The sequence below is a fragment of the Caballeronia sp. AZ7_KS35 genome (assembly GCF_023631045.1).
Lineage (GTDB): Bacteria > Pseudomonadota > Gammaproteobacteria > Burkholderiales > Burkholderiaceae > Caballeronia > Caballeronia zhejiangensis.
Window position 1 is genome coordinate 912,682 of sequence record NZ_JALQDV010000001.1, and the last position, 24,954, is coordinate 937,635.

Consider the following 24,954-nt stretch of genomic DNA (forward strand, 5'->3'; position numbering starts at 1 on the left):
GCGATCTGCGTGCCCTTTTCGTTATGCGATGCGTGTTACTTCACCCGCATGCCCGGTTTCGCGCCGCTGTGCGGCTCGAGAATGTAGAGGCCCGGTTCGGCTTTTTCGTCCGTGGCGGATGCCGCGAGCACCATCCCTTCCGACAGACCGAACTTCATCTTGCGCGGCGCGAGGTTGACGACCATCACGGTCAGCTTGCCGATCAGATCTTGCGGCTGATACGCCGACTTGATGCCCGAAAACACATTGCGCGTCTTGTCCTCGCCGACGTCGAGCGTGAGTTGCAGCAGCTTGTCGGAGCCTTCGACGGCCTTGCAGTCGACGATCTTCGCGATACGCAGATCGACCTTCGCGAAGTCGTCGATGGAAATGACGCCCGCATCGTCCGGCTTCTTAGCGGCGGTCTTGGCCGGAGAGGCTGTTGTCGTCGCCGTTGCGGCTGCGGCTTCCGCGGCCGGCGCGAGCGATTCGCGATTCGCGGCGAGCAACGCCTCGATCTGCTTCGGATCGACGCGCGTCGTCAGATGCTTGTATGCGTTGATCGCGCTCGCCGACGACAGCGGCTTGTCGGCATCGGCCCAGACGAGCGGTGCGATGCCGAGGAACGATTCCACCGCTTCGATGAGCTTCGGCAAAACCGGCTTCAACGCGAGCGACAGCAGGCGGAACGCTTCCAGGCTCACGCTGCAGGTTTCATGCAGCGCGACGGCGTTCGCCGGATCCTTCGCCTGTTCCCACGGCTTCGCGGTGTCGACGTAGGCGTTGACGGCGTCGGCCAGTTCCATCGTCGTGCGCAGCGCGCGGCCGTATTCGCGCGACTCGTAGAAGCCGGCGATGTGCGGAATCGCCGAACGCAGTTGCGCGACGAGCGGATGATGCATCGCGCTGTCCTGCACGCGGCCGTCGAAACGCTTGATGAGAAAGCCCGCCGCGCGGCTCGCGATGTTCACGTACTTGCCGACGAGATCGCTGTTCACGCGCGCCTGGAAATCTTCGAGATTCAGGTCGATGTCTTCCATCGTGCTGTTCAGCTTCGCCGCGAAGTAGTAGCGCAGCCACTCGGGATTCAGCCCCGTGTCGATGACGCTCTGCGCGGTGATGAACGTGCCGCGCGACTTCGACATCTTCGCGCCGTCGACGGTCAGGAAGCCGTGCGCGAACACGTTCGTCGGCGTGCGATGGCCGGAGAATTCGAGCATCGCCGGCCAGAACAGCGTGTGGAAGTACAGAATGTCCTTGCCGATGAAGTGATATTGCTCGGCCTTCGAGCCGGGCTTCACCCATTCGCCGAAATTCACGCCGATGCGGTCCGCGAGATTCTTGAAGCTCGCGTAATAGCCGACGGGCGCATCGACCCAGACGTAGAAATACTTGCCCGGCGCGCCGGGAATTTCGAAGCCGAAGTAGGGCGCGTCGCGCGAAATGTCCCAGTCGGCGAGTTTGGCTTCGCCCTTGTCGCCGAGCCATTCGCGCATCTTGTTGGTGGCTTCGGGCTGAGCGAGACCGCTGACCCAGCCGCGCAGGAATTCCTCACAGCGCGGGTCGGACAGCTTGAAGAAATAATGCGTCGACGTCTTGCGGATCGGCGTCGCGCCCGACACGACCGAATACGGATTGATCAGTTCGGTCGGCTGATAGGTCGAGCCGCAGACTTCGCAGTTGTCGCCGTATTGGTCCTTCGCGCCGCATTTCGGGCATTGGCCCTTGATGAAACGGTCCGGCAGGAACATTTCCTTGACCGGATCGTAGGCTTGTTCGATGTCGCGCGCCTCGATCAGGCCCGCCTGCTGCAGCGCGCCGTAGATCGTGTTGCACAGTTCGCGGTTTTCCTCGGCATCGGTCGAGTAGTAGTTGTCGAACGAGATGCCGAAGCTGTCGAAGTCGCGCTTGTGCTCTTTCCACACGCGCTCGATCAACGCTTTCGGCGTGATGCCTTCCTTCTCGGCGCGCAGCATGATCGGCGTGCCGTGGGTGTCGTCCGCGCCGACGTAGTAGACCTCGTGGCCATGCATTCGCAGCGTCCGAACCCAGATGTCCGTCTGAATGTATTCGACCATATGGCCGATATGAATCTGACCGTTCGCGTACGGCAACGCGGACGTGACGAGGATCTGGCGGCGGCCGCCTTCAAAGGCTTGAGCGGCAGGCGCGGCGGTGGCAGTGGCTGAAATCGGTGCTGACATAAAGGCGCGGCCCGGTGGGAGTGCTTGAGGTTGTGAAAAAAACGCGGAGTTCGATTTTAGCAGGGCGGGGAGAGGCGGGCGGAGTCGGCGGTGGATGGGGCGGAGTGCGTTTCGAGCGCCCAAAAAAAACCGGGGTCCAATCGGGCCCCGGAGCAACAACGACAAGAGGAGAATGGCAGGTGATGGCATCGCCATCCGCCTACCGTAAGGACAGACAGCAGCACCGCGTCCAAGTTTCAAATTTTTTTCAGACGACTAATTGCCGCTCGTGCCAGCGCCCTCGCGGCGGCATATTTTCCTTTATATTCAGACGCTTACTGCACTTGTCCGGGCTGCGCGGTCGCACGCAGATAGATCTCCACGCGACGATTCTGCGCGCGGCCGGCTTCCGTCGAGTTGTCCGCGATCGGCTGAGTCTGGCCCATGCCCGATGCCGCGAGACGCTGCGCCGCGACGCCGTGCGTCGAAATGTACGACGCGACGCTCTGCGCGCGATTCTGCGACAGCGTCTGGTTGTAAGCCGCCTGACCCGTGTTATCCGTATGGCCGACCACGCTCGCGATCAGCTCCGGATGCTGCTGCATCGTCTGCGTGACGGAGTTCAGCACCGGATCGAACGACGGCTTGATCGCGTAGCTGTTCGTGTCGAACGAAATCGAGTTCGGAATGTTCACCTTCAGCGAGCCGTCCTGCTGCTCGGTCACTTGCGTGCCCGTGCCCTTCGAGTCACCCGAGATCTTGTTCTTGATCGACTGCCAGTTGTAGCCGACGATACCGCCCGTCGCCGCGCCGGCTGCCGCGCCGATCGCCGCGCCCTTGCCGCCGCCGAAGATCGCGCCGATCGCCGCGCCGGTCGCGGCGCCCGCGCCGGTGCCGACTGCGGTGTTGGTGCCCTGCTGCGTTTGACAGCCGGCGAGAAGCGCGCCCACCAGGGCAACGACGGACAGGCGGGTCATCAACTTAGTATTCATCTACGATCTCCTTTGATTCAACAAGCGTTCGGCGCATGCGCCGACAGTGCGAAAGGGTCTTCGGACGAGCCTCCGGGCGAGCCTCTACAATAATGAGAAAAGCGCCCGACTGCCCGGTGGGATGCGTCCCCGGAAAGATTTGCAGCGGGATAGTGCAATGCGTAAGCGTTACAACGCAACGGCGCTAACAATTACTTTCAATTTCCTCAGAGTGTTCCGTGCGCCGCTGGGCGCCAGCAACAATCGTTCCATGGAGTCTCGATGAGTATTGACCGCGCGAAGATCGACGCCGCACTCGCCACACTGACCGATCCGAACACCAACCGCAAGCTGGTTGATCTGAAAAGCATTCGCAACGTATCCGTCGACGGCGCGAACGTCGTGGTGAGTGTCGTGCTCGGCTATCCGGCGAAATCGCAGTTCGGTGCGATCCGCGAAATGGTGGAAGGCGCGCTGCGTCAGATCGCGGGCGTCGCGAACGTGACCGTGGATGTTTCGTCGCAGGTCGTCGCGCATGCCGTGCAGCGCGGCGTGAAGCTGCTGCCGAACGTCAAGAACATCATCGCGGTGGCGTCCGGCAAGGGCGGCGTCGGCAAGAGCACGACGGCGACGAATCTCGCGCTCGCGCTCGCGGCCGAAGGCGCGTCGGTCGGCATGCTGGACGCGGACATCTACGGTCCCTCGCTGCCGATGATGCTCGGCATCACCGGCCGTCCGGAATCGCCTGACAATCAGACGATGAATCCGCTCGAAGGCCACGGCATTCAGGCGAACTCCATTGGCTTTCTGATCGAGCAGGACAATCCGATGGTCTGGCGCGGCCCGATGGTCACGTCCGCGCTCGAACAATTGCTGCGTCAGACGAACTGGAAGGATCTCGATTACCTCGTGGTCGACATGCCGCCGGGCACCGGCGACATCCAGCTCACGCTATCGCAGAAAGTGCCGGTGACGGGCGCGGTGATCGTCACGACGCCGCAGGACATCGCGCTGCTCGACGCGAAGAAGGGCTTGAAGATGTTCGAGAAGGTCGGGATTCCGATTCTCGGCATCGTCGAGAACATGAGCACGCATATCTGCTCGAACTGCGGTCACGAAGAGCACATCTTCGGCGCGGGCGGCGGCGAGCGCATGGCGAAGGAATACGGCGTCGAAGTGCTCGGTTCCCTGCCGCTCGATATCGCCATTCGCGAGCGCACCGACGCGGGCCAGCCGACCGTCGTGTCGCAGCCGGACAGCCGCATCGCGGAGACGTATCGCGCCATCGCGCGCCGCGTCGCCATTTCGATTGCGGAGCGCCAGCGCGACATGACCTCGAAGTTTCCGAGCATCGTCGTGCAGAACACCTGATTTCGAATAAGCGATCGAATCGGCGCGAGCCTTGTGCGATGCGGCTCGCGGTATCATGTCGCCTTCGATGCGCGGCAGCGCGGACGCACGGGGCGTCGGCGGGCCGCCGAGAGGATCGCATGAGACACAGATTCGACGGAAGGGCGCTTTACGCCTCGATCGCGATGGCCGCTTGCAGCGTCATGCTGAGCGGTTGCGGCCTCATCTTCCAGAATCACGAAAAGCGCGCGGACGCCGTTTTGAATCCGACGCCCGGCAACGCCACGCGCGGCACCGTCACGCTGATCGAGCGCGCGGACGGCGTGCAGGTTTCCTACAGCCTCACCGACATGCCGCCGAACAGCGATCACGCGCTGACCGTTCACGAGCGCGGCGACTGCATCGCGGTCAACGGGCCGGACGCGAGTCCGGTGTTCGCGCTGCCTTCCGATCGCAGACGAACGTCATCGCGTCTCGAAGGCGAGCTCGGCAACATCCACGCGGACGCAACCGGCGCGGCGACGGGCTTCATCGTCGCGACAGATGTCTCGCTCGACGGCGTGCGCTCGATCATTTCGCGCGCGATCATGCTGCACCGCGAAGCGCTCGACCCGTACGCGAGCGCGCCGCACAACGTCGGACCCGCGCTCGCTTGCGGCGTGATCCGGCGGTAGCTGCTGCGGCGGCATGCGAAGCGCCCGGCGCGGCGGCGCGCTTCGCGTAAAATACCCGCTTTCGTTTGGCCCGCGCGGCGAGAACCGCCGCCGGCCATGCCCCGTTTCACCGCAGGCGGCGGTCGCGAGACCGAGCCGTTCACCGTTGAGTAGCGTCCCCTATGAGCATCAAATCCGATAAGTGGATTCGCCGCATGGCCGAAGAGCACAAGATGATCGAGCCGTTCGTGCGCGATCAGGTGCGCGTGGCCGAGGACGGCCGCAAGATCGTGAGCTACGGCACGTCGAGCTACGGCTACGACATTCGCGTCGCCGACGAATTCAAGATCTTCACGAACATCAATTCCACCATCGTCGATCCGAAAGCCTTCGACGAGAAATCGTTCGTCGACTTCAAGGGCGATGTCTGCATCATTCCGCCGAATTCTTTCGCGCTCGCGCGCACGGTCGAGTATTTCCGCATTCCGCGTTCGTGCCTCACGGTGTGCCTCGGCAAGTCGACGTATGCACGCTGCGGGATCATCGTGAACGTGACGCCGTTCGAGCCGGAATGGGAAGGTTACGTCACGCTCGAATTCTCGAATACGACACCTTTGCCTGCCAAAATCTACGCGAACGAGGGCGTCGCCCAAGTCCTGTTCTTCGAAAGCGATGAAATGTGCGAGACGTCGTATGCCGATCGCGGCGGGAAGTACCAAGGTCAGCACGGCGTGACGCTGCCGAAAACCTGATCGAACCACGCACGTTACAAGCTTGTCGAAAGACCGCTGGCCCCGAGATTGCGACTCGGGCAGCGGTCGTTTCCATTTGGAGATTCGCCCCATGAAGTTCCGCTTCCCCGTCGTCATCATCGACGAAGACTTTCGCTCCGAAAACATTTCGGGTTCCGGCATCCGGGCGCTCGCAGAAGCGATCGAAAAGGAAGGCGCCGAAGTCCTCGGCCTGACGAGTTACGGCGATCTCGCCGCGTTCGCGCAGCAGTCGAGCCGCGCATCGTGTTTCATTTTGTCGATCGACGACGAGGAATTGCTGCCTTACGCGGACAACGTCGTCGTAGAAGGCGATACGCCGGAACTGGCGACGGCCATCGTCGCCTTGCGCGCGTTCATCACCGCGGTGCGCAAGCGCAACGCCGATATCCCCATCTTCCTGTACGGCGAAACGCGCACGTCGCGCCATCTGCCGAACGACATCCTGCGCGAACTGCACGGCTTCATCCACATGTTCGAGGACACGCCGGAGTTCGTGGCGCGTCACATCATCCGCGAGGCGAAGGTGTATCTCGATGCGCTCGCGCCGCCGTTCTTCAAGGAGCTCGTGCAGTACGCGGACGAAGGCTCGTATTCGTGGCACTGTCCGGGGCACTCGGGCGGCGTGGCATTCCTGAAGAATCCGCTCGGGCAGATGTTCCATCAGTTCTTCGGCGAAAACATGCTGCGCGCGGACGTCTGCAACGCGGTCGAGGAACTGGGTCAGCTGCTGGATCACACCGGCCCGGTCGCGGCGTCGGAGCGTAACGCGGCGCGCATCTTCGGCGCGGATCATCTCTTCTTCGTGACCAACGGCACGTCGACGTCGAACAAGATCGTGTGGCATGCGACCGTCGCGCCGGGCGATATCGTGCTGGTCGATCGCAACTGCCACAAGTCGATCCTGCACGCGATCACGATGACGGGCGCGATCCCCGTGTTCCTCACGCCGACGCGCAATCACTTCGGCATCATCGGACCGATTCCGCGCGACGAGTTCAAGCCGGAGAATATCCGCAGGAAGATCGAGGCGAATCCGTTCGCGCGCGAGGCGCTGGCGAAGAACCCGAAGATCAAGCCGCGCATTCTGACGATCACGCAGAGCACGTACGACGGCGTGATCTACAACGTCGAGATGATCAAGGATCTGCTCGGCGACATGCTCGACACGCTGCACTTCGACGAAGCCTGGCTGCCGCACGCCGAGTTCCACTCGTTCTATCAGGACATGCACGCGATCGGCGCGGGCCGTCCGCGCACGGGCGCGCTCGTGTTCGCGACGCACTCCACGCACAAACTGCTCGCGGGCATTTCGCAGGCGTCGCAGATTCTCGTGCAGGACAGCGAGAACAGCACGTTCGACCGTCATCGTTTCAACGAGGCGTATCTGATGCACACGTCCACGTCGCCGCAATACGCGATCATCGCGTCGTGCGACGTCGCGGCCGCGATGATGGAAGCGCCGGGCGGCGAGGCGCTCGTCGAGGAGTCGATTGCGGAAGCGGTCGATTTCCGCCGCGCGATGCGCAAGGTCGATGCCGAATACGGCGACGACTGGTTCTTCAAGGTCTGGGGCCCGGACGCGCTGGCGGAAGAGGGCATCGGCGATCGCGAGGACTGGGTGCTGAAGCCCAACGACCGCTGGCACGGTTTCGGCGCGCTCGCGGAAGGCTTCAACATGCTTGATCCGATCAAGGCGACGATCATCACGCCGGGACTCGACGTCGACGGCGAATTCGGCGAGACCGGCATTCCGGCCGCGATCGTGACGAAGTATCTGGCGGAGCACGGCATCATCGTGGAGAAGACGGGGCTTTACTCGTTCTTCATCATGTTCACGATCGGCATCACGAAGGGCCGCTGGAACTCGATGGTCACGGAGCTTCAGCAGTTCAAGGACGACTACGACAACAATCAGCCGCTGTGGCGCGTGCTGCCGGAGTTCGTCGCGCAGCATCCGTCTTACGAGCGCATCGGTCTGCGCGATCTATGCGAGCAGATTCACAGCGTCTATCGCGCGAACAACATCGCGCGCCTGACGACGGAGATGTACCTGTCGAGCATGGAGCCGGCGATGAAGCCGTCCGAGGCGTTCGCGAAGCTCGCGCACCGAGAGATCGATCGCGTGCCTATCGACGAACTGGAAGGACGGGTGACGTCGATTCTTTTGACGCCGTATCCGCCGGGCATTCCGTTGCTGATTCCGGGCGAGCGTTTCAATCGCACGATCGTGGATTACCTGCGTTTCGCGCGCGAGTTCAACGAGCGCTTCCCGGGATTCCATACGGATATTCACGGGCTGGTCGGCGAGATGATCAACGGACGGATCGAGTATTTCGTGGATTGCGTGCGGGATTGAGTGCACGCAGTGGCGATCACGAGCCGCATCAAAAAATAATGAATGCGGTGATCGTGTCGCGATAGGGGCCGGGCCGTGGGGCCGATTGCGCAGGCACTTGCCCATAGACGGTGAAGGTGTAGGCGACGCCCGTACCGACGCCGTTGCCCATCACAGTCCCGGACGTGCCGTCGCCCCACGGGACGGTATGCGAAGGGTCGATGTACAGCTGATAGTCGATTGTCTCGGTCCCACCCACCCGTGTGAGTTTGCGCCCAGTGATCGCGCCGCCGTCCGACGTGCCTCCGTTCAGCGCAATGTTGTACGACGCGCCCGACGTGCATGTCGCGGTGATGCGGCTCGTCGCCTCGAGCGGCTCCTGAAAAGAGCTCTGCGTGCCGAACGCCATCGGCGTCGCGGAGATGTTGCAGTTGTTCGCCACGTTGACCGATACGTTGAACGCCGCCGACTTGTACGGCGCGGTCGCCGTGCTGCAACTCGGCGGCGTGCCGCTGTAGCCCACATAGACGAAATACGTGTCGGCGGCGGTGAACGTCTGCGTGTACGTCCCCAATCCGACCTGCTGATTCGGCGGAATCCGCCCGTAGAACGGCTCCTGTGCCCACACCTTGCCGCTCGGATGCACGGGCAGGTCGATGATGTACGGCGTCGTCGACGGGTTGAGAATCGAGCCCCACACGCTCACATGATCCGGATCGACGTATAGGTTGTAGTCGAGCGTCGCGCCGTTCGGGCCGGTCAGCACGCGCGGCGACGTCGTGCTGATGTTCAGGCACATGCGCACCATCGGCGTCGTGTAGCCGGTGCAATACATGATGACCGCGCCGACGACCTCCGTCGGCTCCGAATAGGTCGTGTCGTATTCGCCGAAATCCGTGTAGCCGACGGAAAACGAACACATCTGCGCCCGCGACGCTTTCGGCAGCGCGAGCAGCGCAAACATCGCGACGACGATGACCGCGCCTCTTCGTATCCACGATCGCGTTCGCATGATTCATCCTCCGTTGCCGCGACAGACGAACGGCCCGATCTGCGGCAACTCGTGTGACGACGCGGCGTCGAACGGCACCTGCGCGGAACAGCTCGCGCCGTGTCCGCGAATCGTCACCGTGTTAGCGGCGTCGAGCTTGTTGAAGAACGCGAGGCCGTCGAAGCCGACGATCGCCGTTTCGCCCGTGCTCTCGTTGGTCGCGGCAGCGCCTTCCTTGATCGGCGCGCCGTCCGCATCGACGAAACTCACCGACGCGCCCTGATACCGCGACATCCCGAAGCGCGCGAGCACGCCCGAGCGCCGTTCGGGCGCGACGTTGAGCTTCGTCGTTTCGATACGCGCATCGGCGGGCAAGGCGAGCGGATCGATCGCGATCTGATTGCGCTGATACGACTGCAGATCCGGCACCAGCAGATGGCCGCCCGAATTCGTGACGCCGACCTTGCGGTTCTCCTGGCTCACCGGCACGCCCGCGACGCCGTCGGTGGAGACGAGCGCGAAGCCATCCGTGATCGTGCGCGCGGGCAGCACCGCACCGTCCATGATGGCGATCGCGCCGGTCATCTCGGCGGTGCCCGTCGTCGTGCCGTTGAAGCGCTGCGCCGTCGCCTGGAATTCCCCGAAGCTCGCCCGATAGTTCGCGCCCGCGAACCCATGCCGATAATCCGCGCCCGCGCCCGCCTGCACCGTCCAGCCCCATCCGCCGCTGAAATCGGCCGGACGCGACGCGGTGACGTCCGCCGTCGAGTGGCCGCCCGATTGCGCGAGCGTCGTGCTGACCGCCATGGTGCCGCCGAGCGCGACCGTCACGCCGATCGATCCGCCCCACACGTTCTTCTGCAGGAAGTCGCGGTACGCCGTCGCGAAGAGCGACCAGCGCCGCCCGAACTGCGCGTTGTACGCGAGCGTGAGGACGCGCGCGTGCCCGGAAAAGCTGTCCTCGGAATCGACATAGCTCATCGTCGCCGATTGCGTGCGCAGGAACGAAACCGACGCCGTCGCCTGATAGACATGCTGAAACGTCGACGTGCCCGTAAGCGACGCGACATCGCGATAGCCGCTCGACGCCTGCGTGCCCTGCAGACTGACGGAAAACTTCGGCCCGATGTACTGATAGCCGAGGCTGTAGAGCGAACCGGTCATACCGTCGACCTTGCTCGCGGCCGCCGCCGTGCTGAACACGCCGAAGCCGCCGGTGCCGATCACCGCGCCCGCGCCGCCGTTGACGAGTCCCTGGCCGCCTTCGGCGTGCGCCTGCAAGGTCAGCCAGTCGCTGACGCCATAGCTGAACACGCCGCTATAGATGGGCGAACGCTCGTAGTCGAAAGACTCGACCGTGTAGTTGTCGCGCAGGAAGCCGAGTTCGAACGAATAGTTGAACAATCCCTTCGACAAGAGCCGCGCATCGATATAGAGCGGCACGCTCGTCGTGACGCGGCGACCGAGCGCATCGGTGACGACGATTTGCGCGACGCCCGCGCCGTTCAGGCTCGGCGCCTGCGCGATCTGGAACGGCCCGGGCGCGACTTCGCCGCTGTACTGGCGCAGGCCGTTGACGTAGAGATCGACGGCGGAAGGCACGGCGGCCGAGGCGGAAAACATCGGCAGGGGAAACGTGGTGAGGTCGGGCCTCAGCGTGAAGTCGCGCTGGATCTGGAATCCGCCGAAGCGCACGGAGCGCGACCACGGCAGCGATCCCGATACCGAATCGCCGACCGTCATCGTGAAAAGTTTCGCGGGATTCGAGTAGCTCCAGTTCGTGTCGAGCCGCGTGTATCGGTTCGAGCCGCCGTCCGCGTTGATCCAGGTGCCGGTGTTGTCGAACACGCCGAAGGGCGTGAAGAGGCGCTGCTCGCTCCACACGCCGATGCTGTTTTCGCTGTCTTCGCCGTATTCGCGCGTGTAACTCACGTCGTAGTTCATCAGGAAGCCGGTGCCTGACGTCGCCTTCGGCGTGACCGGCAGCCTGTAGCCGATCTTGCGTGTGGTCTGGCGCGCTTCGTCGACGTCGAGAATCGCCTGCTGGCGCGCGGGCGCATACGTCGCGCGCAAGCCGGGAATCGACGACAGCGCGAGCCAGCCATCGGCGTCCGGTTTGAGATCGCTCACGCGGATGCTCGCGGCTTCGAGCGTGCGCGGCTCGGCATAGAGCTGACCGTGACGCAGTTCGAACTCCGACGGCTCGCCGAGATTCGTTCCGTTGATGACGATCTCGAGCACGAGTTGCTGATTCGTTTCGGCGAACGCGCCGAAGGGCTCCCCGCGCGCTGCGCCCGAGAGGCTCGGCAGTTCGGCGGGCGAGCCGCCGCCCGTGATGTCGACCTGCGCGATCGCCGCTTCCGACACGAGAACGAGCGTCAGCGCGACGCGAGCTTTCCGGCCCGGCGTCTTCCTGGCGGTGTCGGCGGACGAGGACATGCTCGCGGCGATGCGCAAGCGATCAAGGTCCGCCGCTCTCGCCGAGCCGCTCCGTGACGGCCGAGCCGTTGACCGTCGCCGCGACGTCCGCCGGCTTGCCGCGCAAGGCGCTCGCGGCGGCGGGCAGCGCCCACGCGCGCACGCGGCCCGGCAGGACGTAGCCGAGCAGGCCCGCGGAAATCGGAATGTCCGCGCCGCCGTTTTTCAGCGATACCGCGCTCAACTGCGCATGGATCGCCCCGCTGTTCGAGACGAGCAGAAACGGCTTGCCGTTTCTCTCGACGATGCTCCATTGCAGCTTCGGCTTGCCCGCTTCACCGGCTGGCGAAATAAATAGTGGTACAGAATATCGAAAGCGAAACTGAACGTTCGCACCGGCGGTCGCGCCTTCCGGCGGCAATTCATCGATGAGCAGACGATACGCGCGCTCCTGCTGCAACGGCTCCATGCTCGCGCGAATCACGCGGATGACCTGCTGTCCGCCCGCGGCCACTTCGGCGATAGGCGGGCTCGCGACGATCTCGCGCGTCGGCGTCAGCTTGTCCTGTTCATCGGCCTGATCCCAGACGAACGCGCGCACTTGAGCGTGGATCGGTTCGTCGCCGCCGTTGCTCAGGTTGATGACTTTGCCGTTCTCCGCGGCAGTGAGCTGGATCGTTACCGGGGAGATTTGCAATGAAGCGGCGAGCGTCGCGGAGCATTGCAGAAAGAGAAAAACCGCGCAGACGCGCGGTAGCAAGGTGGGCATCGTCGGTCTCCTTATGTCATCCCGACTATCCCATTGATATAGATTTATCTGCGAACAAGCAAGCGTCGCGCTGAGTGCGAGATGCTTGCGGCGCGATGCGAGGTTTAGAACACGACCGTCGCGGTGATGGTCGACGAATACGCGCCAGCCGCGGGCGTGTTCTGCGTCGGCACGCGGCCATAGACCGGGATGGTTTGCGCGCCGCCGTCGCCGGTGCCCGCGACCGTGTCGGTGTCCGCCGTGTTGCCCCAGACCTGCGTGCGGGCGATATCGCGATACAGGTTGAACGAGACGAATGCGTCGCCTGCTGCGTTGCCCATCTTGCGATCCGATATGGCCGAACCGGTGGCGGTGCCCGCGTCGAGGGCGACGGTGTAGGGCGTGCCCTTGGTGCAGGTGACCGACAGGCTGGCGTTCTGATCGATGTTCTGCGTGAGCACGCCGGTGCTGCCGAAATCGAGCGGATTGGCGGCGATCGAGCAATCGTCCTGAACCGTCAGCGTGACGTCGAAAGTCGCGGTCTTGCTCGTGGCGGCGAATGCATTCTGCGAACCGACGGCGCCGAGCGTGGCGGCGCTTGCAACGATGGCAATGACGGCGGCTTTCTTGAACAGGTTACGCATGAGGAACACTCCTGAGATCGAAAAGATGACTGATGCTGAATCGCGCTGGCGTCGCGAGGACATGGATGAATCATAGGGAATACGCGACTAAGACTGAATGAGACGACTCTTAATTGAGATAGGCAGGCGCGGTGTTTCGCTTGTTGTGGTCATATCGCGGGCGTTATTGAGATTGATGCGTGCCGCGAATCACTGGCTGCCGGCACGGAGCATCTTCGTGCTAACTCATCCCGATTGCGCCTTCTAGAATGAAGAGCGATCGGGCGCGGTTCGACGATTTGAACTAGATATGCGAAGCAAATCAAAAAAGGGGATTGTCATGTTCGCTGAGAAGTGGAAATTGACGTTCGTGCTGCTTCCGTTGGCCGTGCCGTGTGCGGTGTCGGCGCACGGTACGATCGAGACGCCGATCAGCCGCGTCTATTCGTGCTACCTCGAGGGCCCGGAAAGCCCGACGTCGGCGCCGTGCAAGGCTGCGGTCGCGGTGGCGGGGCCATCATTCCTGTACGACTGGGCTGGCGTGAATCAACTGCCCAATGGCGATCACAAGGCTTTCGTGCCCGACGGGCATCTGTGCAGCGGCGGCAAGACCAACTACTACGGTCTGGATCTCGGCCGAAGCGACTGGCCGGCCACGACGATCTCGGCCGATCTGAGCGGAAACTACACATTCGTCTGGTACGCGACCGCGCCGCACGTCACGCGCTACTTCCAGATGTACATGACCTCGGACGGCTACGATTTCAATCAGCCGTTGAAATGGTCCGATCTCGACAGCAAGCCGTTCTGCGAACTCAACAGCGCGACGCTCGACAACGGGCGCTACAAGCTGCAATGCAAGCTGCCCGCCGGCAAAACGGGCAGGCGGATCATTTACACGATCTGGCAGCGCAACGACAGCGCCGAAGCGTTCTATGCGTGCAGCGACGTGGTCATCAACGGCGCGCGCACGACCTGGCGCGAGATGCGTCCGATCCCGACGACCGCGCTGGATCAACCGGCGGGCATGAAGATCACGCTGCGGGTCTTCGATGCGGACGGGCACGATCTGGAATCGATCAGCTATACGGTGACGGCGCAGACGACGGCCGCTGCGGACTGGGTGTATGCGATGGCGCAGAAGGTCAACTCGGATGCGAAGCATGTGCGGCTGGGGCTGATCGACAACAACGGCAACATCGTGCCGCAGAAGACGATGTCGGCGAACCGCATCTACGTCGACAGTCCGCAGGACTACAACTTCGCGGTCGATTACACCGGCGCGCCGGCACCTGCGCCTTCACCGACGCCGACGCCTTCACCTGCGCCAACGCCTACCCCCACGCCAACGCCCACGCCCACGCCCACGCCCACGCCCACGCCAACGCCCACGCCAACGCCAACGCCAACGCCAACACCAACGCCAACACCTACGCCCGCACCGGCGCCAACGCCGACACCAACCCCCGCCCCCTCACCCAGCGCAGGAGGCGCGACATGCGCCATCGCGTGGCAGTCGGGCACGATCTACAAGGCGAAGGAAAACGTATCGGTCAATGGGCGCAACTACAGCGCGCGCTGGGAGAACTCCGACGATCCCTCGCGCAATTCGGGCAGCGGCAAATCGTGGCAGGACCTGGGCGCGTGTTCGGGACAGACGTTGCTCGCGTGCGCCGCGCCGTGGAGCGCGAGCAAGACCTACGCGACCGCGGGCACGACGGTCAGCTACAACGGCATGAACTATCGCAACAAGTGGTGGAGCGCCAACGCCGATCCGGCGACGAACTCGGACGGCGCCTGGGAAAAAGTCGGAGCCTGCAAATGAGAGAGGGGGAGCGCGGCGTCCGCATCGAGGCGTCGCGCAAGTCTCATGCTTCAGCGCGAAAACGCCCGCGCCGGATCCACTTCGTCGCGATCCACTTCTCGCCTTTTTCGACGGGCGTGCCCGCGTGCAGCGTTTTTGGATCGCTTTGTCCGAGTTCGTTGACGTATTCGAAATAGAGCGCGCTGCCGCGCCGCGGATGAATCGCGAGTCCGATGTCCGGAAACGTCGTGTCGCCGCCTTGCTCGACTTCGTTGAGATAGAGGATGACCGTCGCGATACGCTGCCCGCCGCGCTGCATGTGATGTTTGCTGCCGGCCTGCTCTTCGGGGAAGTAGTCGTAATGCGGGCGATATTCGCCGCCCATGCCGTATCGAAGGATATGCAGATCCTCGCCGTTCTCTACCGGCTGGCGAAACAGTTCGGCGATCCTTCGGTCGATCGTTTCGACGAGCGCATCCGTCGATGCATTGACGAACGCGCCTTCGCTCCTGCGTTCTTCGATGGTGATCTCCTTGCCCGAATCCGGATCGACGACGGACGAGCGCTGCACATGCTCGCGGCCGATCTCGATCAGCCGGTCGCATTCGGTGTCGTCGAGCACGTCGGCGACGAGCGCGATCACCGGCTGTTCGCTGCTGAAGACCTTGGGCGCGGATCGATCGCTCGCGGTCAGCACGCGCGCCTGCGGCAGCATCGGCGTGCCGTAGAGATAGTCGGGCGATGTTTCATCGTCGGCTTGAGGCGCGTCGCCGGCAAGATGGCGCGCGAGCAGCAGGCGCGCGGTGTTCGGATGGAACGCGGCGGCGATCATCGCGTCGATCAGCGACTGATGCGTGCAGCCGCGGCGGATGTTGTCGTCGAGCCAGTTCTTCCATGTCGAATCGAAGCGGGGAATCGTGCTCATGGCGGCTTTCCGAGTATCACTAAACGATCGGTCCTTTCATGGAAGCACAAAAGCATCTGAATAACAACGGCGCGATTGAAACAGCCGCGCGGCTCGCGCAAAGCGAACTATGCTTTCTCAAGGCGCGGCATCGGGCCGTGTCGGATGAGGGATGAATCGCGCCATGCCAAGCGCATCGTTGAGGATCGAAGGCCGCCCTGTGATCGCCTTGTTGCTGGCGATCGGATGCCTCGCGCTTGGCGAGCGCGCGCGCGCCGCGTCGATGCTGCGCTGCGAGTCCGATGACAACACGGTCACGTATGTCAGCACGCGCATCGAAAACGCAAAGTGCATCCGCGTGAACATGAACTGGCAGTGGACGCCGCCTGCAGCGTCATCCGCATCGATGGCGTCGGCCGCGCCGCCCGCCGCGCCGCTCACGCGACGTCAGACTACGGCGCGCATCTACAGCTATGTCGAAGACGGCGTGCGCCACTTCGTGTCCAGGAAACCGGCCGGCGTTGCGGCGAACGTAACGGTCATCGAGTTGCGTTTCATGGAGGCGTGCAATCTGTGCTCGCCCGGCGATGACGTCAACGTTGCGGGGCTCGCGCTCGACACGCGTTCCTACGGACGCGAAATCGATGCCGCCGCCGCGTCGTTCAACGTCGACAGCGCGCTCGTGCGCGCGGTGATTCACGCGGAATCGGCGTATCGCGCGAACGCGATCTCCCGCGCGGGCGCGCAGGGCCTCATGCAACTGATGCCGGCGACGGCGACGCGCTTCAACGTCGGCGATCCGTTCGACGCGGCGCAAAACATTCGCGGCGGCGTGCAGTATCTGTCGTGGCTGCTCAGGCGCTTCAACAACAATCTCGATCTCGCGCTGGCCGCGTACAACAGCGGCGAGGCGGCCGTCGATCGCTACAACGGCGTGCCGCCATACAACGAGACGCGCACCTATGTGTCGCGCGTGAAGACGCTCGCCGAGCGTTATCGCGACGGGCACTGAACGCTTCACGCGTTCCCTCGCGCGGATGTTGCCGCGAGGAAACGCGCCGGCGCTTACTTCGTGTTGTCGACTTCGACCTTGCCGTTGTATGTCACCTTGCCGCGGAAGAAGTAGTCCGTGCACGCCTTGTAATCGCCCGGATTGATGAGCGAGAAGGGCATCTGATAGTCGACCAGCTTGCATCCCGTCGCCGGCTTGCCGTTGATCCACGAATAGTCCTTGTCGAGATACGCCTTGATCGCGGCGGCCGAGCCTTCGTTGAAGCCTTTCATGTTGGCGCAGCCGAGCGGTTCGTCGGCGGGAATGGTCACGCCCAGCTCGCGCGTGAACTCCTTGTACGCGTTGATGCGGTTCGTCACCTGCGATTTTTCCGCGCCGCCGCCGCCGCACTCGATCCCGCCGTTGATGATGAACACCGTCGCGCCGAAGCCCGGCTTCATGTTGTTGCCGATATCGACGGCGTTCGGTTTCCAGGTTCCGTCGACGGCCCAGGTCATCGGCGGCTTGGGCGTTTGCGGCGTCACGGCGAACCAGATCGCGGATGCGAAGTTGAGCCACGTATCCGCGACGCGTCCGGGATTGTCGAGCAGGATGTTGACGTCGCCATACAGCGCCTGCGAGAACGGGCCGAAGTTGTAGTTCCACGAGAGCTGCTTCGCGCCGCGCCCGAAGTAGTCGAGATACTTGCCCGAGGCATTCTTCGCGCACGGATAGAAGATCCAGTTCGTCGCGTGCGAGCCGGGGATGCACTGCTGATACGCGCCGACCGCCGAGCCTTCCGTGTATCCCGATTCGCGCAGGAACCACAGCCCTTGCTGCCAGAAGGGAATCGGCGTGTTTTGCGGCATCGTCGCGAGTACCGGGTTGTTGTGCTCGGCGTCGTTCGAGCGCGCTTGCGCCGGCGTCAGCGAATTCCAGTTCGCGCCGGTTTCCTGCACGAAGTGCGCGAACGATGTGGCGAGCAGCTTGCGACAGATGGCGTCGGCGTCGCGTCCGTCCGTGTAGTCGCCGCAGTAGGCCGGGAATTTAGCGATGCCGCGCAGGAAGTTCACGTACGAATAAGCGATGTTGCGTACAGGGAAGAGCGCGTCGAACTTCGCTTCGGGGATGATCGCTTCGACGCGCTTCACGTTCGACGGATTGGCGGCGCGTTTCGGCACGACGGCGTTGACTTCGTCGTCGGGCAGCACGCGCAGGGCGTCGCGCAGCGTCGCGATCTGGCCGCCGGATTGGTCGATCAGCGCTTTCTCGGACGCGTTGAACTGGGCCTGCGTCGGGTAATCGGCGGGCGCGGGGATGTAGGTGATTTGAGGTTTGTAGGACGCGGGGGTTGGCGTTGGCGTTGGGGTTGGGGTTGGCGTTGGCGTTGGCGTTGGCGCTGGCGCTGGGGTTGGCGCTGGGGTTGGCGTCGGAACCGGAGTGGGCACAGGTACGGGCGTCGGCGTCGGCGTCGGCGTGGGCACCGGCACCGGAGTCGGCGTGGGCGTTGGAGTCGGAACAGGCGTCGGCGCAGGAACAGGCGCAGGAACAGGCGTAGGCGTAGGAGCGGGCGTCGGGCTCGGCGTTGCGCCGCTGCACGCGCCGAGGTCTTCCCACACGCCATACGCGCCCGATTGCGCGGGATTGTCGCCCTGCGTCCACCACTTGTTTCGATAGTTCCGCCCGTTGTACGTCACGCGCGTGTTCGCCTGCGCATAAACCTGACTCGCGGACCACGCCGTGTAGCAGCCGGACGGTGTTGGTGTCGGCGTTGGCGTTGGTGTCGGAACCGGCGTCGGCGTCGGCGTGGGCGTCGGAACAGGCGTCGGAGTCGGAACCGGAACCGGAGCAGGAACCGGCACAGGCGTCGGAGCCGGAGCCGGCGCAGGCGTCCCCGCCGCGCCGACATCCTTCCACAACGTCGGCGACGCAGCCGGATTCCATCCCGCGCCGGGATAAGCCGTATGCGTCTGCAAAGCCTGATAGACGCGTCCGTTGTACGTGACTGTCGTGCCCGCCGAATAGGTCGTGCCCTCGGTCCAGGCCTGCTGCGCGAACGTCAGACCCGCCTGAAGCATCAGCGCGGCCGGCAGCAATGCCAGCTTTCTTCGAATCGATGTCATCTCAGTCTCTCCAGCGTGAAGGTCCGGATGCGCGCCGGACGATTGAAGTCGGCTACCGTCGGCTCATGTTCTTTTCCGGGTAGTACGTGAACTTCCATTCCGAAATGCTCGTCTGCAGCCCGAAGCTCGCATCGCTGTCGGAAAATCCGTCCTTCTTGAGCGGCGCTTCGTTCGATGCGCTGTACACGCCGTATAACTCGCCGTCCGGCCCGCGAATCTCCTGCCACGGGCCGTCGTTGGTCATCGGATCGGCATAGGCCTCGCGCAGATAGCGCTGCACGTATGACGCGCGCGGATCGCGCAGCAGATCGTCGAAGCGCTTCGGGAACGCGCCGCTCTTGTCGGCCTTGACGTAAGCCTCGATCGCCCGGCGGATCGCGTCGCCGCGGCGCAGCAGCTCGTCTTCCTTCACGCGCTGGATTTGCGTGGTCCATACGGTGCCGACCGCCATCAGATAGATGGAGATCAGCGCGACGCACATCAGCGCCCACAACATGCCGAAGCCGCGCTCGCGCTTTCGACGTGCGCCGCCGCGCCGCTCACCACGCGCTGTAATCGCTGCCATCCTTGCCCTTGCCTTTCGCGCCGCTGCGCACGTTGTAGACGCCGGGTGTGCCGTCGGCGGGCGGCTCGGTCGTCCATGCGGTGCGATTGCCCGCGACGGGGTCCATCGGTATTTCGCGCAGATAGCGCTTCTGCACGAGCTCATCGAGCGATTGCGGATAACGCCCCTGATCCGCGCGAAAGCGGTCGATGGAATCGCGCATCGCGGCGAGGTTCTGATGCAGCACGGTTTCCTTCGCCTTGTCCGCCTGGCCGAAGTAGCGCGGCACGACGAGCGTGAGCAAGGTCGCGATGATCGCCAGCACGACCAGCAACTCGATCAGCGTGAATGCGCGCAGCGCCTTCTTCCACATGGCTCTCACCACTTTCGATAGGGAACGCCGTTGAGACCGGTGCCTTCGGAGAGCGAATAGACGTCGTAGACGTCGTCGCCTTCGCTCGGCGAATCGGGCGGGCTCGCGTAGCTGCGCTTGCCCCAGGTCGCGTCGTCGGAGCGGCTCGGGCAGTCGCACATCGGGTCGCGCGGCACGCGGCGCAGGAAGTAGATGCGCGCGTGCGTCGGACTCGTCTTGTCGACGACGCCTTCGACGAGCGTTGCAAGCTTCGCCGGATAGCCCGTCTCGCCGACGGGACGGTCGATCTTGCCGTCGTCGCCGGCTTTCTTGTAGGCGTCGATCGCGTCGCGGATGCTCCACAGCGCGCGCCTGAACTCGTCCTCCCGGTTGCGCTGCGCGGCGATCTGCACGAGGGGCGCGGCGACCATCGCGAGCGCGGCGAGGATCGCGAGCGTGACCAGCAGTTCGATGATCGTGAAGCCCTTTTCCATCGTCGTCGGCCGGCTGCGCGGTTCAGGGTTGCTCGCGCGGCAGCCGCTGCGCTTCGCCGGTTGACTGAAGCGTCGGCGCGGGCGGCGGCAGGATCGCGATGGGCGGCGCGCTCGGCGGCTCGTTCGGCACGGATGGAGCCGATGGAGCCGATGGAACGGGCGGCGGGGCTGCGGCGACCGCACCGGCCGCGACTGCCGGCGCGGCGGCGACCGGCGGCGGCAGACGCAAGCTCTCGTTGCCGGTCACGACATCGCGCTCGGTGCTGATGCGCGTTTCCGTGCCCGAATCGAACTGCATCGCGTTGCCCGTCGGCACGGCCTGATTGCGCACGATGCGCGGCGTGAGCAGCAAGACGAGTTCGGTTTCCTTCGAGTCGTCGGCGCGCGAGCCGAAGATGCGGTCGAAAATCGGCAGGCGGCTCAGTCCCGGCAAGCCCGATCCCGAGCTGCGATCGTTGCGCTGGAGCAGGCCCGCGAGCATCTGCGTTTCGTTGTTGCGCACGCTCATCACGGTTTCGGCGGTGCGGGTGCCGATCTGGTACGCGACGAGCCCGGTCGACGTCGTGATCGTGTCGGTGACATTCGACACTTCCATGCGCAGCTTCACCTGCACTTCGTCGGGACTGGCGATCACCGGCGCGACTTCCAGCGTGAGGCCGACGTCCTGATAGTTGACGCTCTCGGAGCTGAAGTTGCTGGAGAGCGTCGTCGTGACGACGGGCAGCCGGTCGCCGATCAGCACCTTCGCCTTCTCGCGATTGCGCACGCGGATGCTCGGATTGGCGAGCGTGCGCGTCTTGCCGTGCGTCTGCAAAAAGTTGATGCCGACCGGCCCGATCCGCACCAGCACGTCGCTGCTGTTGAGGTTATGCAGTTGTTCGAGCGTGACGGTGTTGTCGGGCAGCGTGGTGCCGTCGTCGATCGTGCCGGACTTGAGCCCGAACGTGATGCGGTCCGGATACTGGATACCCATGTTCAGCAGATCGGACGACGACACTTCGAGCACCTGCGCGTCGATGACCACTTCGGCGGGCGTCACGTCGAGCGCGCGGATGATGCGCTCCGCCACTTTGATCGTGTCCGGCGCGTCGCGCATGATGATCGCGTTGGTGCGCTCGTCGAGCACGGCGTCGCGCGTCTTGACCATCTGCTTGAGCACGCCGAGCACCTGCGCCGCCGTCGAGTTCTGCAGATAGAACGTCCGCACGACGAGATCCTTGTACTCGGTTTCCTTGTCGGGCCGCTTCGGGTAGATGAGGATCGAATTGCCGCTCACGATCTTGCTCGAAAGCTGATTGGCCTGGAGCACCATCGACAGCACCTGCTTGACGGACGTGTTGCTCGCGAAGATCGTGGTCGGCGCGGTCGCTTGCACTTCGCGGTCGAACGTGAAGTTCAGCCCGGTGATGTTCGACACCAGCTCGAAGATGCTGATGATCGGCTGATCGCGGAACTGCACCGTGATCGGTTGATCGAGGTCCTTGTTGAGCTTCGGCTCGATCGATTGTCCCTTCGGCGCGAGCAGTTCTTCGCGCAGCCGGATCGCGCGCGCGTTGTCGGGCTGCTTCGCGAGCACGTCGATAACGGCCGAGAGCGCCGCCTGCGGCTGATCCAGACGCACCGATTCGGCGTAGCGCACTTCCGCGTCGATCGGCGCCTGTCGCTCGATCCACTCGATCATCTCGCGTGGGTTGTCGTCGCCGGGCGCGGCCTGCTGCGCCTTGTGCGCCCAGCCGAGCGCCTGCGCCGCGTCGCCCGCGCGGTACGCGACGGTCGCGCGTTGCAGGTATTCCATCGACAGCCTGCGCCGCAACGCGAGATACCAGCTTCTGATTTCCAGATCGTCGGGATACTGCGCGCTTTGCTGCGCGAGCAGTTCGAGCTGGGCGTCGGGCGGCATGCCCGCGAGCCGGTTTTGCAGATCCTGCCGATGCAGATCCCCCGCGCATGCCGCGATGAGCGGAATCAACAGGCAGACCGTCACGTCTTTGAGCCGGCTCATTTGAGTTCTCCAAGCGACAGCGTCTGCCGGCGCTTCAGCGGCAGGTACGTGAACTGGACTTCGCGGCGGCTGATGTCGTCGATGCGATAAGCGTTCAGCATCACGTCGCCCTTGTGCAGGAAGCCCTTCTTCTGGCAGTTCATGCAGAGCGGGAACTCGCGGTTCGCGCCGGAAATGACCACATAGAAAACGCCTTGCTGATCGAGCCAGAGCGAGCGAACCGCGAACGGCAGCGGCGGCGGCTCGGGCGGCGGCGGCGGCTTCGACGGCTTGGGCGGTTCGGGCGGCGGAGGCGGCGGCGGTGGCTGCCAGTTCTGCGTCGGAAAGAGATCGATGGGCGCGGGTCCGGCCGCCGCGACGATATCGGCTGCGCTCGCCGCCGGCGGCGCGGAAGCGGGCGCGGCGGGCTTCGCCGTCGATGTCGCCGCTGGCTGTTGCGGTTCGGGCGCCGTATCGTCGCCGCCGCGAAAATACGTGAATGCGACGAGCGCGAGCGCCGCCAACATCAGCCCCAGCACCGGACGCGAGATCTTCAGGGTGCGCAGGTCGAGCCGGCTCATTTCGTTGCTTCCACGAGAAACGCGCATTGCAGGCGCACCTCCAGTTGCGTCACGCCGATATTCGGCCGCGACAGGCTGAGCCGCTCGCAGCGCAGGCCCGGCAGCGTCCGCAGTTCGTGCATGAAGCCGCGGAACTGCAGATAAGTGGCGCTGAACGTCGTCTCGACGACATAGCGCCGCAGCGACGGATCGTCCTTCTCCTGCGCGGCGAGCTGATACGTGATCTGCGGAATCGCGATGCCGTTCTTCGCCGCGATCGCATGCAGACTGTGCAGGAACACGAAATAACGCTCCTCGGGGCTGACCGGCGCGACGGCTTCGTCGGGCGAGGGTGGCGGCGGTTGCGTCAGATGGACGGCGCGCGCGTTCAGATCGGCCTCACGCTGCCCGATGTCGCGATGCAAGGGCAGGATGTCGGTCAGCGCGACGATCGCCGCGCCCGCGATGAGCAGTACCGCGAGCAGCCCGAAGGTGCCGAGCCGCCACTGCGCGCGCCGCAGTTCCCAGACGAGGCGGTTCATCGGCGCGCTCCGCTCGGATGGGCGGCGTGGCTCGCCTGGGGCCGCGCTTGCGATGCGGCCGGAGCGGCGGAAGCCGGCGATGCCGCCGATGCCGCCGATGCCGCCGATGCCGCCGATGCCGCCGATGCCGCCGAAGCCGCCGAAGCCGCCGTCGATGCCGCCGAAGCCGCCGTCGATGCCGCCGAAGCCGCCGTCGATGCCGCCGAAGCCGCCGTCGATGCCGCCGAAGCCGAAGCAGCGGCCGCAACCGCCGAAGCCGCCACCGGGCGCGCGACGAACGCCTTCCACGTGACCTGCAACGACGTCTCCACCGATGGCGCCGGCGGTCCCGGCTTCTGAATCTGCCGCTTGATCGCGACGCTTTCCGCGCCGGGCTGCGCCTGAAGCCAGTCGGCGTAAGAGATCGCTTCCTGGACCGAGCGCGTCTCGAACTGCATGTTGATCTGCCGCGACGCGGTGACGAAATCCAGCGACAGCAGCGCGATATTCGGATGCCATCCGCCTTCGATCAGATCGCGCGCGGGTTCCGTCGCGTAGCGCTGCTGCGCCATCAACTGCGCCATGCGCGCGTCGCCGGACTCGCGATGCGCGTTGCTGATCACATGAAACTTCGCTTCCTGCTTCGCGATCGTCGCCTCGCGTTCGTCGAGCGCCTCGCCTTGTTCCTTGAGCGCGTCGCGATACTGCATCGCCGCGATCAGCGCGACGATCCCGACGACGAGCGCGAGCAGCCCCACGGCCGCGCCGGGCCGGTTCGGACGATGCAGGTCGATGACGGGCGCTTTCATGTCGCGGCATCCCAGGGCGCGGGCAGCCATTCGACGAGCGCGGCGTCGGCCGACCAGCGCTCGCGCGCGTCCGGTCCGCCCGGTCCGCCCGGTCCAATCACGTAGCGGCGTTCGGGCGGTGTATCGGCGCAGAGCGCGAACGCGTCGCGCAGCACGCCATCGAGCGCGCCCTCGCGCGTGCGCGTCACCGGCAATGCGATGAAGGCCGTCCATCCGCCGCCGCGCCGCAGCCCGATATGCGCGATGGCCGCGTCACGCTCCGTTTCCTCCAGCGCGACGATCGCGATCGCGCCGTCGCGGATGCGCGCCGCATGCTTCTGCATCGCGAAGGTATACGCCGGCTCGATGCCGAGCAGTTGCAGCTTGCGCGTCTTGCACAGACGCTCGATGCTCGCGCACAGCGCCTCCGATATCGCGGCGGCGAGGCGTCCCTGTTCCCACGCGCCATCGGTGACGGCGTAGCGCCACGCCTCGGTGCCCGCGCCCATCTGCACGGCCTGCACGCGTGCGGCGGCGACCCAGTCCTGCGGTTTCGGCAGCGGCTGCCACGGCAGCGCGTGATAGCGCGCGAACGGTGCGCCGACCACCACGCGCAGTGCATGCAGACCGAGGTTCGCGGGCTTCGGCGCGAGCGTTTCGATGGCCTTGAGCGCCGCGGCGACATCGTTCGCCGATGACAGCGGCATCGGCGCGCCGCCGAACGTGCGGGCGTGCCGTCCGTCGATCCAGATCGTCGTGCGGCTCATGAATGCGGGCGTTTTGATCGACGGCGCATTCAGCTTCGGCCGCTTCTTCGCGACGCTGCGCAACGCTTCGAGATGGTCCGACCAACGCGACATGATTCGCC

Annotated in this window: 22 protein-coding genes; 6 read left to right on the forward strand and 16 right to left on the reverse strand. The window is 64.5% G+C overall.

What is annotated here, in order from left to right; translation table 11 throughout:
- Positions 1–35: 35 nt before the first annotated feature.
- Positions 36–2,183 carry a methionine--tRNA ligase gene (gene metG / locus NCT05_RS04350; protein WP_250501803.1) on the reverse strand — a complete coding sequence of 716 codons (2,148 nt, stop codon included), beginning with the start codon at positions 2,181–2,183 and terminating at the stop codon, positions 36–38.
- A gap of 314 nt (positions 2,184–2,497) precedes the next feature.
- A complete protein-coding gene (locus NCT05_RS04355; RefSeq protein WP_008351059.1) occupies positions 2,498–3,154 on the reverse strand; it encodes a YiaD family glycine zipper/OmpA-like lipoprotein in 657 nt (218 codons plus the stop codon).
- A gap of 261 nt (positions 3,155–3,415) precedes the next feature.
- On the opposite strand from NCT05_RS04355, the gene apbC reads away from it, so the two are divergent.
- The 4 genes from apbC to NCT05_RS04375 all read left to right on the forward strand — a co-directional run bounded on the left by apbC (position 3,416) and on the right by NCT05_RS04375 (position 8,265).
- Entirely contained in the window at positions 3,416–4,504 is a 1,089-nt protein-coding gene (gene apbC / locus NCT05_RS04360) for an iron-sulfur cluster carrier protein ApbC (RefSeq protein ID WP_034472904.1), read from the forward strand.
- A 119-nt stretch (positions 4,505–4,623) separates the two neighbouring features.
- Positions 4,624–5,157: a superoxide dismutase family protein gene (locus NCT05_RS04365; RefSeq protein WP_008351054.1), complete on the forward strand. Its 534-nt coding sequence runs from the start codon at positions 4,624–4,626 to the stop codon at positions 5,155–5,157.
- Between the two features lie 161 nt (positions 5,158–5,318).
- Entirely contained in the window at positions 5,319–5,888 is a 570-nt protein-coding gene (gene dcd / locus NCT05_RS04370; RefSeq protein WP_008351052.1) for a dCTP deaminase, read from the forward strand.
- Between the two features lie 91 nt (positions 5,889–5,979).
- On the forward strand, positions 5,980–8,265 hold the full coding sequence (locus tag NCT05_RS04375; RefSeq protein WP_008351050.1) for an arginine/lysine/ornithine decarboxylase: 2,286 nt from the start codon (positions 5,980–5,982) through the stop codon (positions 8,263–8,265).
- A 28-nt stretch (positions 8,266–8,293) separates the two neighbouring features.
- Here NCT05_RS04375 and NCT05_RS04380 read toward each other — a convergent pair whose 3' ends face one another.
- The 4 genes from NCT05_RS04380 to NCT05_RS04395 form a co-directional block, all read right to left on the reverse strand.
- Positions 8,294–9,256, reverse strand: coding sequence for a Csu type fimbrial protein (locus tag NCT05_RS04380; RefSeq protein ID WP_008351048.1), 963 nt, complete (start codon positions 9,254–9,256; stop codon positions 8,294–8,296).
- Positions 9,257–9,259: 3 nt separating this feature from the next.
- A complete protein-coding gene (locus NCT05_RS04385) occupies positions 9,260–11,674 on the reverse strand; it encodes a fimbria/pilus outer membrane usher protein (RefSeq protein WP_250501804.1) in 2,415 nt (804 codons plus the stop codon).
- A 22-nt stretch (positions 11,675–11,696) separates the two neighbouring features.
- Positions 11,697–12,422: a fimbrial biogenesis chaperone gene (locus tag NCT05_RS04390; RefSeq protein ID WP_034472900.1), complete on the reverse strand. Its 726-nt coding sequence runs from the start codon at positions 12,420–12,422 to the stop codon at positions 11,697–11,699.
- Positions 12,423–12,526: 104 nt separating this feature from the next.
- Positions 12,527–13,045 carry a Csu type fimbrial protein gene (locus NCT05_RS04395; RefSeq protein WP_008351043.1) on the reverse strand — a complete coding sequence of 173 codons (519 nt, stop codon included), beginning with the start codon at positions 13,043–13,045 and terminating at the stop codon, positions 12,527–12,529.
- 319 nt (positions 13,046–13,364) lie between these two features.
- On the opposite strand from NCT05_RS04395, the gene NCT05_RS04400 reads away from it, so the two are divergent.
- Positions 13,365–14,849 carry a lytic polysaccharide monooxygenase gene (locus NCT05_RS04400; protein WP_250501805.1) on the forward strand — a complete coding sequence of 495 codons (1,485 nt, stop codon included), beginning with the start codon at positions 13,365–13,367 and terminating at the stop codon, positions 14,847–14,849.
- A gap of 43 nt (positions 14,850–14,892) precedes the next feature.
- On the opposite strand, the gene NCT05_RS04405 is transcribed toward NCT05_RS04400, so the two are convergent.
- Positions 14,893–15,753, reverse strand: a complete 861-nt coding sequence (locus NCT05_RS04405; protein WP_008351040.1) for a 2OG-Fe(II) oxygenase — start codon at positions 15,751–15,753, stop codon at positions 14,893–14,895.
- A 163-nt stretch (positions 15,754–15,916) separates the two neighbouring features.
- On the opposite strand from NCT05_RS04405, the gene NCT05_RS04410 reads away from it, so the two are divergent.
- On the forward strand, positions 15,917–16,744 hold the full coding sequence (locus NCT05_RS04410; protein WP_250501806.1) for a lytic transglycosylase domain-containing protein: 828 nt from the start codon (positions 15,917–15,919) through the stop codon (positions 16,742–16,744).
- A 53-nt stretch (positions 16,745–16,797) separates the two neighbouring features.
- Here the strand turns inward: NCT05_RS04410 and NCT05_RS04415 are convergent, their stop codons facing one another.
- From NCT05_RS04415 to NCT05_RS04455, 9 genes are read right to left on the reverse strand one after another with little or no spacing between them, the layout of a single operon-like run.
- Positions 16,798–18,846, reverse strand: coding sequence for a glycoside hydrolase family 19 protein (locus NCT05_RS04415; protein ID WP_250501807.1), 2,049 nt, complete (start codon positions 18,844–18,846; stop codon positions 16,798–16,800).
- A gap of 52 nt (positions 18,847–18,898) precedes the next feature.
- Positions 18,899–19,411 (reverse strand): type II secretion system protein, encoded by a 513-nt coding sequence (locus NCT05_RS04420; RefSeq protein WP_008351032.1) that lies wholly within the window; start codon positions 19,409–19,411, stop codon positions 18,899–18,901.
- Entirely contained in the window at positions 19,386–19,763 is a 378-nt protein-coding gene (locus NCT05_RS04425) for a type II secretion system protein (protein ID WP_008351031.1), read from the reverse strand. The genes NCT05_RS04420 and NCT05_RS04425 overlap by 26 nt, the downstream gene beginning before the upstream one ends.
- A 5-nt stretch (positions 19,764–19,768) precedes the next feature.
- Positions 19,769–20,236: a type II secretion system protein gene (locus tag NCT05_RS04430; RefSeq protein WP_008351029.1), complete on the reverse strand. Its 468-nt coding sequence runs from the start codon at positions 20,234–20,236 to the stop codon at positions 19,769–19,771.
- A 22-nt stretch (positions 20,237–20,258) separates the two neighbouring features.
- On the reverse strand, positions 20,259–22,238 hold the full coding sequence (locus NCT05_RS04435) for a secretin GspD/PilQ domain-containing protein (RefSeq protein WP_250501808.1): 1,980 nt from the start codon (positions 22,236–22,238) through the stop codon (positions 20,259–20,261).
- Complete coding sequence (locus tag NCT05_RS04440) at positions 22,235–22,798, reverse strand: hypothetical protein (protein ID WP_250501809.1); 564 nt, start codon at positions 22,796–22,798, stop codon at positions 22,235–22,237. The genes NCT05_RS04435 and NCT05_RS04440 overlap by 4 nt, the downstream gene beginning before the upstream one ends.
- Entirely contained in the window at positions 22,795–23,319 is a 525-nt protein-coding gene (locus NCT05_RS04445) for a hypothetical protein (protein WP_250480353.1), read from the reverse strand. Before NCT05_RS04445 ends, NCT05_RS04440 begins: the two co-directional genes overlap by 4 nt.
- Positions 23,316–24,107, reverse strand: coding sequence for a hypothetical protein (locus tag NCT05_RS04450; RefSeq protein WP_250501810.1), 792 nt, complete (start codon positions 24,105–24,107; stop codon positions 23,316–23,318). The genes NCT05_RS04445 and NCT05_RS04450 overlap by 4 nt, the downstream gene beginning before the upstream one ends.
- Entirely contained in the window at positions 24,104–24,946 is an 843-nt protein-coding gene (locus NCT05_RS04455; protein WP_250480355.1) for a hypothetical protein, read from the reverse strand. Before NCT05_RS04455 ends, NCT05_RS04450 begins: the two co-directional genes overlap by 4 nt.
- Positions 24,947–24,954: the final 8 nt, after the last annotated feature.